The sequence below is a fragment of the Streptomyces sp. NPDC056347 genome (assembly GCF_042262625.1).
Lineage (GTDB): Bacteria > Actinomycetota > Actinomycetes > Streptomycetales > Streptomycetaceae > Streptomyces.
The window spans coordinates 1-8,495 of record NZ_JBHJQP010000252.1; the positions used below are offsets into that span (position 1 = coordinate 1).

Below are 8,495 nucleotides of genomic sequence, written 5' to 3' on the forward strand. Positions count from 1 at the left end.
CTTCCGTTCGGCCCGCGAGCCGAACGGAAGCGCCTGTGATCCTTGCCCTGCGGGATAGTGAGGCCTACTCGTTGTTGTAGGTGACGCCGGATCCGTTGAACGAGCCGGAGACGCCGCTGTCGTCCGCCAGGATCCAGAACCCGGCACGGCTGACACCGTCCGCCGCCGCGGACGACTGAGCACTCTGGACACCCGCGCCGGTCTCATTCACGAAGAACTGGCCCTGTCCCCAGCTCGCGTCGAGGCCCTCCTCGGCGGAGGCGGCGCCTGCCGCCCCGAGCAGACCGGCGGTGGCGAGGGTGAGAGCAGCGAGTGCCGTCCGAATACGCATGAAGTCTCCCGAGAGGTGATCGGCGAGCCGCTGGTCACGACCCGCTCGGCCCGAAGCTGCCCGCCCCAGGCATATGACGCACTCAAGTGACACTCACGAGTGAACCGGGTCACCCGACTGGCCGAGCGGCACGTGTCGCAGGTGGACCCGGCCCCGATCGGTGTGCGATGGACATCCTTGCCGTTGACGCATCCATCCAGTTGAATTCTGCCTCCGCACCAACAACAGCAGCTGACATCGGGGGAGTTGGACATGAGCACTGGACAGCCCGAACCGGGATCCCCTCCGCCTCCCCCGCCTTCGACGCCGCCCCCTGTCCCGGCCCCGAGCCCGACGCCGGCCCCGGACCCGGACCCGGCTCCACCGCCACCCGCTCCACGGACCGGCCGCAGAGCCGAGACGGCCGCGCTGGTGACCGCCCTCACCGGTGTCGTCGGGCTCGTCCTGGGGTTCTTCGGCGTCCCGTCGATCGTCACCCCGCCCACCGCCCGGACGGTCACCAGCACGGTGACTGCCACGGCCACGGTGACCGTGACGGCCACCCCTCCCGCACCCGGCGCCACCGCCGACGACGGCCCCTCCCCCGGTTCGAGTGCGCGCGCGGCCAATGACGTACCGCTCACCGATGTCGAGCCGCTGGGCTCGGGCTACAACAACCTGGTGCGCAAGTCGGTGACGATGGGCGGCAAACGCTTCGACAACGCCGTTGTCGGCGAATCCCTCGGCTACTTCGAGTCCCTGACGTACAGCATCAACGAGCACTACAAGAGCCTCACCGTCACCGTGGGGCTCGACGACGACAGCCCCGCGTACCCGGCGACGGTGTCGTTCAAGAGCGGCGGCGGGGACGGGAAGACGCTGAAGAGCGCGACCGCGCAGATCAACCGGCCGGTGCAGGTGACCGTGGACCTGACCGGCGTCGCCCTCCTCACGATCGTCGCCGAGAGCGAGGACGGAGGCCCGACCCTCGGCATCGGCGACCCGATGCTCCACCGGAGCTGACGCACTCCAGCTGATCGCAGAGGGCCCCACCGCGCGGTGTGCGCCGCGTGGTGGGGCCCTCCCGGATCAGGTGCGCCGAACTCGTCGGGTCAGACGGTGCCGAACTCTCCGGCCTTGACGCCCGCCACGAACGAAGCGAACGACGCGGCAGGGACGCTCAGCACCGGACCACCCGGGACCTTCGAGTCGCGGACGGGAACCACGCCACGCGGGGCGATCAGGTTGGCGGCGACCTCGATGCACTGGCCGCCGTTGCTGCTGTGGGAGGACTTGAACCAGCGGGGGGATTCGGTGGTCACGGGGTGCCCTTTCGTGTCCGGCTGGCGACAGCCGCGGATGCCGCCCGGAAGGTGCCTCGACTGCGGCAGATGATAGGTCGTGCACCTCGGCAGGACGAGCCCGCACCGAAGCCCCCACCGCGCGGCGTCCACCACACAGCGAGGGCTTCCTTGTCCATACGCGCCGAACTCGTCGGGTCAGACGGTGCCGAACTCTCCGGCCTTGACGCCCGCCACGAACGAGGCGAACGACGCGGCGGGGACGCTCAGCACCGGACCACCCGGGATCTTCGTGTCGCGGACGGGAACCACGCCGCGCGGGGCGATCAGGTTGGCGGCGACCTCGATGCACTGGCCGCCGTTGCCGCTGTAGGAGGACTTGAACCAACGGGGGGATTCGGTAGTCACAGAGTGCCCTTTCGTGCCTGCTCGATCATGGCCACTGATGCCGCCTGGGAGAGTGCCTCGGCCTGCAATTGATGGTAGGCCGTCAGTATCGGCAACACGAACGCGCTTTCTCTCTCCAGATGCCCCCGGTGCGAGGACTCGGCGTAGGACATCAGCGAGCGGTCCGCCATGGTGAGAACTGTGATGGGAAGGTTGAACGGCCTGCGCTCCCCCATCGAGAACGGCGCGATCTGCAACACGGTGTTCGGCAGCTCGGCAAACCTGAGCAACCTCGCGAATTGGGCTTCCATGACAACAGGTGAACCCATGGGCCGCCGAATGCACCCTTCGTCGAGCACCGCGAGAATCAAGGGTGATGGCGAGCGGACGAGAGCGGCCTGCCGCCTTTCCACCAGACCGACGCGCTCGTCGGCCTGCTCCGGGGTGATCGCCTCGCGTCGCACCGCATCCGCTTCGAGCGCCGCCGAGTACTCGAGCGTTTGCAGCAGACCGGGTATGACGCCCACCTCGTACAACCTGATCTCCGAGGCCCGCGCTTCGTGCGTGACGTACTCCGGGAACCCCTCGATGAGCGCCGTCTGCCGCACAGCGAGGCTCTGGCGTTCGAACCGGTCTCCAGTTCCGAACACTCTGTCAACAGTTGCAGAAAAACGGCGAGTTGGTTTTCTTCGACCAGTTTCCACGGCGGAAATATGCGCCCCGGAGCAGCCCATGCGATTACCGAGCTCGTCCTGCGTCCAGCCGCGCTCATCCCTCAAACCGCGAAGGCGGGCGCCGAGCGCGGCACTCGGCGACCGGTCAGGGTCCAGTTCCTTCCGATTCACCATCCGGCATCCAACCTGCCTGTCAGCGTCCGTAAGTTGAAGACGTCGCCGATTCTAATCCACTCTGACCTCACTTGGTAGCGGAACCGTTACGGAGAGGAGTGGTCCCATGTCCGTGCAGAGCGACCCCCCGAGCGAGCAGCAGGACCCGCAAGTCCCGGAACCCGGCGCTTTGTTGGTGGACATCAGCCGCCGTGACCGGGTGGGCGAGTTCCGGGGGACCGCCGGGCCGTACTGGTTGTTGCGGCCGCCCGGCGGGGGGATCGAGTGGGAGGTGGAGCCCGGGGCCGTACGGGCGGCGGGGCCGGAGGACCGGTTGCGGGGCGGCGTTCCGTACGGGGCGGGCCACGACGTGTTCTTGCAAGTGGCGCCCGACAGTTACTGGTGCGAGGCGCTGGCCGAGGGGCTGGTGTACGGGAGCGACGAGCCCGAGCGGCATGTGCTGGGCACCTTCCGGACCGTCTCCTCCATTCTCGCGCTGCGGTGGCTCGGCGGGCAGGCGTTGTGGATCGTGGACCGGCTCGGCCTCGACCCGGGCCTCGGGCACCTCGCCGATCTCCGCGCCTGGTACGAGGACCGGCGCAGCCAGCGTGCCGCCCACGCGCTCCTGAAGAGCGGGTCCCCGCTGCTCGTCGTGGTCCCCGACGCGGACTGCACGTACACCCTCTCGGTACGCTCCGCGGAGCGGGCTTCCGCGAGCCCGTCCGACCACCACCCGGGGGAGGGGTTCCGATCGGCGAGCGAGGAGACCGGGAGAATCGGGAAGACCGGAAAGGCCGGGAAGGGGTGCGGCCCCCCGACCTCCGGGGCCCCTTCCGGTACCTGTGGTGGCTGATCGTCTGCCAGCGTCGCCGGGTCGCCGCGGGTTCGGTGCTCGGCAGTGCGTGGATGGTGGGGCTGACGCTGCCGCCCTATCTGCTGTCCCGGGCCATCGACGACGGGCTGCGGGCGGGGAGTCGGCCCGCGCTGGCCGGGTGGGTGGCCGCGCTGCTGGGGGTGGGGGTGCTGAACGCCTGGCTGGCGATCATGCGGCACCGCACGATGACCCGGGTACGGCTGGACGCCGTCCTGCGGTCCGTACGGGCCGTCGTCGCCCAGTCGACCCGGCTGGGTGCCGAGCTGCCGCGCCGGGTCACCGCCGGGGAGGTCGTCACCATCGGGTTCGGTGACGTCGCCGTGATCGCCATGACGCTGACCATCACCGGCCCCGGAGTGGGCGCGGTCGTCGCCTTCGTCGTGGTGGCCGGGCTGCTGCTGGCCGTGGCGCCGCTGCTCGCCGCCGTGGTGCTGCTCGGGGTTCCGTTGCTGATGGTGCTGGTGGGCCCGTTGCTGGGGAGGCTGCAGGGGGTCGAGGCGGCGTACCGGGAGCGGCAGGGGCTGCTCGCCGGGCGGTTCGAGGACATGGTGGGCGGGCTGCGGGTGCTCAACGGCATCGGCGGCAAGGAGGTGTACGCCGAGCGCTACCGGCGCGGCTCGCGGGAGCTGCGGGAGGAGGGGTACCGGGTCGGGGCGGTGACCAGCTGGATCCGGGCGCTCGGGGTGGGGCTGCCGACCCTGTTCCTCGGGTCCGTCACCTGGCTCGGGGCCCGGATGGCCGCCGAAGGGGCGATCAGTGTCGGCGAGTTGGTCGCGGTGTACGGGTACGCGGCCGTGCTGGTGGTGCCGGTGGAGTTCTTCATCGAGGGCGGCTACGACCTGAGCCGTGGGCTGGTCGCCGCCCGCCGGGTCATCCGTTTCCTGGCCCTGGAGCCCGGTTCCGGGAATGCGGAGGGGGCGGGGCCCGGGGCGCCGGCCGTGCTGCGCGATCCGGAGTCCGGGGTGGAGGTGGTGCCGGGGCGGCTGACCGCGCTGGCCGGTGCCCGGCCGGAGGATTCGGCGGCGGTGGTCGAGCGGCTCGGCCGGTTCACCGGGTCGGCGGCGACCTGGGGGGACGTACGGCTGGACGAGATCGACCTGACGCGGGTGCGCCGCCGTGTCCTGGTGGCGGACAACGACGCCGACCTGTTCGCCGGGCCGCTGCGCGAGGTGGTCGGCGGCGCCCGGGACCGGGACGCGCAGGCCCTGGACCGTGCCCTGTACGCGGCCGTGGCGCAGGACATCGTGCGCGGGCTGCCGGACGGGCTCGACGCCCGCGTCGAGGCGCGGGGCGGCAATCTCTCCGGGGGCCAGCGCCAGCGCGTCCGGCTGGCCCGGGCGTTGCTCGCCGATCCTGAGGTGCTGCTGGCGGTGGAGCCCACCTCGGCGGTGGACGCGCACACCGAGGCGGCGATGGCGGACCGGCTGCGTACCGCGCGCTCGGGGCGCACCACGCTCGTCACCAGCACCTCGCCGCTCGTACTGGACCGGGCGGACACCGTGTACTACCTGGTCGACGGGGAGGTCGCGGCCGTCGGCAGCCACCGTGAGCTGCTGGAGCGGGAGCCCGGATACCGGCGCCTGGTCTCCCGCGGCACGGACGACGACGGCACGGACGACCACGGCACGGGCAACGGCGCCGCGGGCAACGGCGCCGCGGGCAACGACCCCGCGGACCACGGCGACCCTGCCCGGGAACGGTCCGTTCCGGCGTACGAGGAGGACATCCGATGAGCACCGGAGCAGGGCGTGGACCGCGGGGGCTGCCCGTCGCCGGACCGTCCGTCACGTTCCGGGCGGCGCTGCGGCTGGTCCGGCTGGACGGGCGGGCCTTCGCCGCCATGATCGTCCTGAACGCGCTGGCCGCGGCGGCCGGTCTGGTCGCTCCGTGGCTGCTGGGGCGGATCGTCGACGAGGTCGTGGCCGGTGGCGGGGCGGCCGTGGTGGACCGGCTGGCGCTCGCCATCCTCGGCTTCGCCGTGGCGCAGCTCCTCCTGGTCCGCTGGGCCGGTTACGTGGGGCACCGCTTCGGCGAACGGACCCTGGCGCGTATCCGCGAGGAGTTCACCGACCGGACGCTCGCGCTGCCCGCGCGGGTGGCGGAGCGGGCCGGTACGGGCGATCTGCTGACCCGCGGCACCACCGATGTGGCGCTGGTCGGTGCCACGCTGCGGGACGCCGGGCCGGAGGTGCTGATCGCCGCCGTGCAGGCGCTGTTCATTCTCGGCGCGGTCTTCGCGCTCGATCCGCTGCTCGGCACGTGCGGGGTGGTGGGGCTGCTCGGGATCTGGTTCGCGGCACGCTGGTACCTGCGCCGGGCGCCGGGCGCGTACCTCGCCGAGGGCGATGCCAACTCGGCGCTCGCCCAGCAGCTCGCGGACACCGCGCGGGGGGCCCGTACCGTCGAGGCGCTGGGGCTCCAGGAGCGCCGGATCGCGGCCTGCCGGGTGGCGATCGAGGAGTGCCGGCGGACCAGGACGCGGACGTTGTCCCTGCGCAGTGTGCTCTTTCCGGCGATCGACGTCTCGTACGTCGTGCCGGTGGCCGGGGTGCTGCTGCTCGGCGGGGTGCTGGAGGCGCGGGGCGCCGTGAGCGTCGGCGCGGTGGTGGCCGCGGCGGTGTATCTGCGGCAGCTCTCCCAGCCGCTGGACACGATCCTCCAGCGGCTGGAGCAGCTCCAGAGCAGCGGGGCGTCCTTCGCCCGGGTCGAGGGCCTGGCCCCGGCGGCGCACGGGCACGTGCCCCCGCCCGCCTCCCCCGGGCCGGCCGACGACCGGATCGAGGTGCGGGACGTGCGGTTCGCGTACGACGACGGCGGCGACGTCCTGCGCGGGGTCGACCTGACGGTCCGCCTCGGGGAGCGGCTCGCGGTCGTCGGTCCTTCCGGGGCGGGGAAGACCACCCTGGGCAGGCTGCTGGCCGGGCTGGACGCGCCGCGCACCGGCTCGGTGACGGTGGGGCGGGTGCCGGTCGCCGGGCTGGACGCCGAGCGGCTGCGGCGCCATGTCGTCCTGGTCACCCAGGAGCACCACGTCTTCCTCGGCACGGTCCGGGACAACCTGAGGATCGCCGCGCCGGACGCCACCGACGCCGAACTGCGCGCGGCGCTCGCCGTGGTGGGCGCCGACCGGGCCGAGTGGCTGCCGGACGGGCTGGACACCGACCTGGGCCACGGGGCACACCGGCCGGACGGCGCGCGGGCGCAGCAGCTCGCCCTGGCGCGGGTGGTGCTGGCCGACCCGCACACGCTGATCCTCGACGAGGCGACGGCGCTGCTGGACCCGGGGACGGCCCGGCACACGGAGCGGGCGCTGGCCTCGGTGCTGGAGGGCCGGACGGTGATCGCCGTCGCGCACCGGCTCCAGACGGCGCACGACGCGGACCGGGTGGCCGTGATGGAGGGCGGCCGGATCACCGAACTGGGCACGCACGACGAGCTCGTGGCGGCCGGCGGGGCGTACGCGGCGCTCTGGCGCTCCTGGCACGGCGGGGGCGGACCGGCGCCCGCGCCGTGAGGACCCCGCCGGACCGCACGGGCACGCCCCGGGCCCCGCGCCGGACCCGGCCGCGGACGCCCCGGACGCCCCGTGCGTCACGTGCGCCCGCGCGGGGGCGGAGCTGGTGTACTGGGGCCGAGGGGGGCGTTTCCACGTGACCCGGGAGAGTCTGATGAGCGTTCCCAGTGTGTACCGAGCGGCGCAGGCGGCCGCCGCCGGTGGTCCCCTCGAGGTCGTCGAGCGGGTGGTGTCGGAGCCCGGCCGGGGGCAGGTCAGGGTGGCGGTGGAGGCCTGCGGGGTCTGCCACAGCGACAGTCTGTTCGTGGAGGACCTGGTGCCGGGGGTGCGGTTCCCGGTGGTGCCGGGGCACGAGATCGCGGGCCGGATCGCGGAGCTGGGCCCGGGCACGGAGGACGCCTGGCAGGTGGGCGACCGGGTGGCGGTGGGCTGGTTCGGCGGCAGCTGCGGGCACTGCGGCCCGTGCCGCCGGGGCGACTTCGTGGTGTGCGCGAACCTGAAGGTGCCCGGGTGGGCGTACGACGGGGGCTACGCGCAGAGCGTGACCGTACCGGCGGACGCCCTGGCCAGGATTCCGGACGCGCTGGCGGCCGTCGACGCGGCACCGATGGCCTGCGCCGGGGTGACCACGTACAACGGGCTGCGGCGCAGTGCCGCCCGGCCGGGGGATCTGGTCGCGGTGCTCGGGATCGGCGGTCTCGGGCACCTGGGGGTGCAGTACGCGGCGGCGATGGGCTTCGAGACGGTGGCGATCGCACGCGGTGCGGCGAAGGCCTCCTTCGCGCGGGAGCTGGGAGCACACCACTACGTCGACAGCACGGCGGACGTCTCCGTCGCGGACGCGCTCCAGGCGCTGGGCGGGGCGCGGGCGGTACTGGCCACCGCCGCCAGCTCCGAGGCCATCACGGCGACCGTGGACGGGCTGGGCCCGCGCGGCGAGCTGGTCGTCATCGGGGCGGACGCCCAGGCGCTGGGGATCAGCCCGAACCAGCTGCTGATGTCCGGCCGGGTCGTCCGGGGGCACCCCTCCGGCACCGCGCAGGACGTGCAGGACACCCTGGCGTTCAGCGCCCTGCACGGCATCCGTCCGATGACCGAGACGGTTCCGCTGGACGGGGCCGAGGATGCCTACCGGAAGATGCTGTCCGGTACCGCCCGTTTCCGGATGGTGCTCACCACTGGCTGAGGGTCGCCCCTCTCGCCCCTCCCCGCCCACCCCTCCCTCTGGTCCCCCTCTCTCGTCCTCCTCTCGTCGCGGCCGGCGCCGCCCCTCGGTACGGGC

Annotated in this window: 9 protein-coding genes; 5 read left to right on the top strand and 4 right to left on the bottom strand. The window is 72.9% G+C overall.

Annotated elements, in window-relative coordinates:
- Nucleotides 1–64 precede the first annotated feature (64 nt).
- A complete protein-coding gene (locus tag ACFCV8_RS34130; protein WP_376689392.1) occupies nucleotides 65–331 on the bottom strand; it encodes a hypothetical protein in 267 nt (88 codons plus the stop codon).
- A gap of 411 nt (nucleotides 332–742) precedes the next feature.
- Between ACFCV8_RS34130 and ACFCV8_RS34135 the strand changes: the two genes are divergently transcribed.
- Nucleotides 743–1,333 (top strand): NPCBM/NEW2 domain-containing protein, encoded by a 591-nt coding sequence (locus tag ACFCV8_RS34135; protein WP_376689393.1) that lies wholly within the window; start codon nucleotides 743–745, stop codon nucleotides 1,331–1,333.
- 89 nt (nucleotides 1,334–1,422) lie between these two features.
- On the opposite strand, the gene ACFCV8_RS34140 is transcribed toward ACFCV8_RS34135, so the two are convergent.
- The 3 genes from ACFCV8_RS34140 to ACFCV8_RS34150 form a co-directional block, all read right to left on the bottom strand.
- Nucleotides 1,423–1,632: a DUF397 domain-containing protein gene (locus ACFCV8_RS34140; RefSeq protein ID WP_376689394.1), complete on the bottom strand. Its 210-nt coding sequence runs from the start codon at nucleotides 1,630–1,632 to the stop codon at nucleotides 1,423–1,425.
- 177 nt (nucleotides 1,633–1,809) lie between these two features.
- Nucleotides 1,810–2,019: a DUF397 domain-containing protein gene (locus tag ACFCV8_RS34145; protein ID WP_376689395.1), complete on the bottom strand. Its 210-nt coding sequence runs from the start codon at nucleotides 2,017–2,019 to the stop codon at nucleotides 1,810–1,812.
- On the bottom strand, nucleotides 2,016–2,846 hold the full coding sequence (locus ACFCV8_RS34150; protein WP_376689396.1) for a helix-turn-helix domain-containing protein: 831 nt from the start codon (nucleotides 2,844–2,846) through the stop codon (nucleotides 2,016–2,018). The genes ACFCV8_RS34145 and ACFCV8_RS34150 overlap by 4 nt, the downstream gene beginning before the upstream one ends.
- A 106-nt stretch (nucleotides 2,847–2,952) precedes the next feature.
- Here ACFCV8_RS34150 and ACFCV8_RS34155 point away from each other — a divergent pair, with 106 nt between their 5' ends.
- The 4 genes from ACFCV8_RS34155 (at nucleotide 2,953) to ACFCV8_RS34170 (ending at nucleotide 8,399) form a co-directional block, all read left to right on the top strand.
- On the top strand, nucleotides 2,953–3,678 hold the full coding sequence (locus ACFCV8_RS34155; RefSeq protein ID WP_376689397.1) for a hypothetical protein: 726 nt from the start codon (nucleotides 2,953–2,955) through the stop codon (nucleotides 3,676–3,678).
- A gap of 53 nt (nucleotides 3,679–3,731) precedes the next feature.
- On the top strand, nucleotides 3,732–5,432 hold the full coding sequence (locus ACFCV8_RS34160) for an ABC transporter transmembrane domain-containing protein (RefSeq protein WP_376689400.1): 1,701 nt from the start codon (nucleotides 3,732–3,734) through the stop codon (nucleotides 5,430–5,432).
- The gene (locus tag ACFCV8_RS34165) at nucleotides 5,429–7,213 is read left to right on the top strand and encodes an ABC transporter ATP-binding protein (protein ID WP_376689398.1); all 1,785 of its coding nucleotides are present in this window, start codon (nucleotides 5,429–5,431) and stop codon (nucleotides 7,211–7,213) included. The genes ACFCV8_RS34160 and ACFCV8_RS34165 overlap by 4 nt, the downstream gene beginning before the upstream one ends.
- Before the next feature lie 154 nt (nucleotides 7,214–7,367).
- Complete coding sequence (locus ACFCV8_RS34170) at nucleotides 7,368–8,399, top strand: alcohol dehydrogenase (RefSeq protein ID WP_376689399.1); 1,032 nt, start codon at nucleotides 7,368–7,370, stop codon at nucleotides 8,397–8,399.
- The last annotated feature ends 96 nt before the right edge of the window (nucleotides 8,400–8,495 follow it).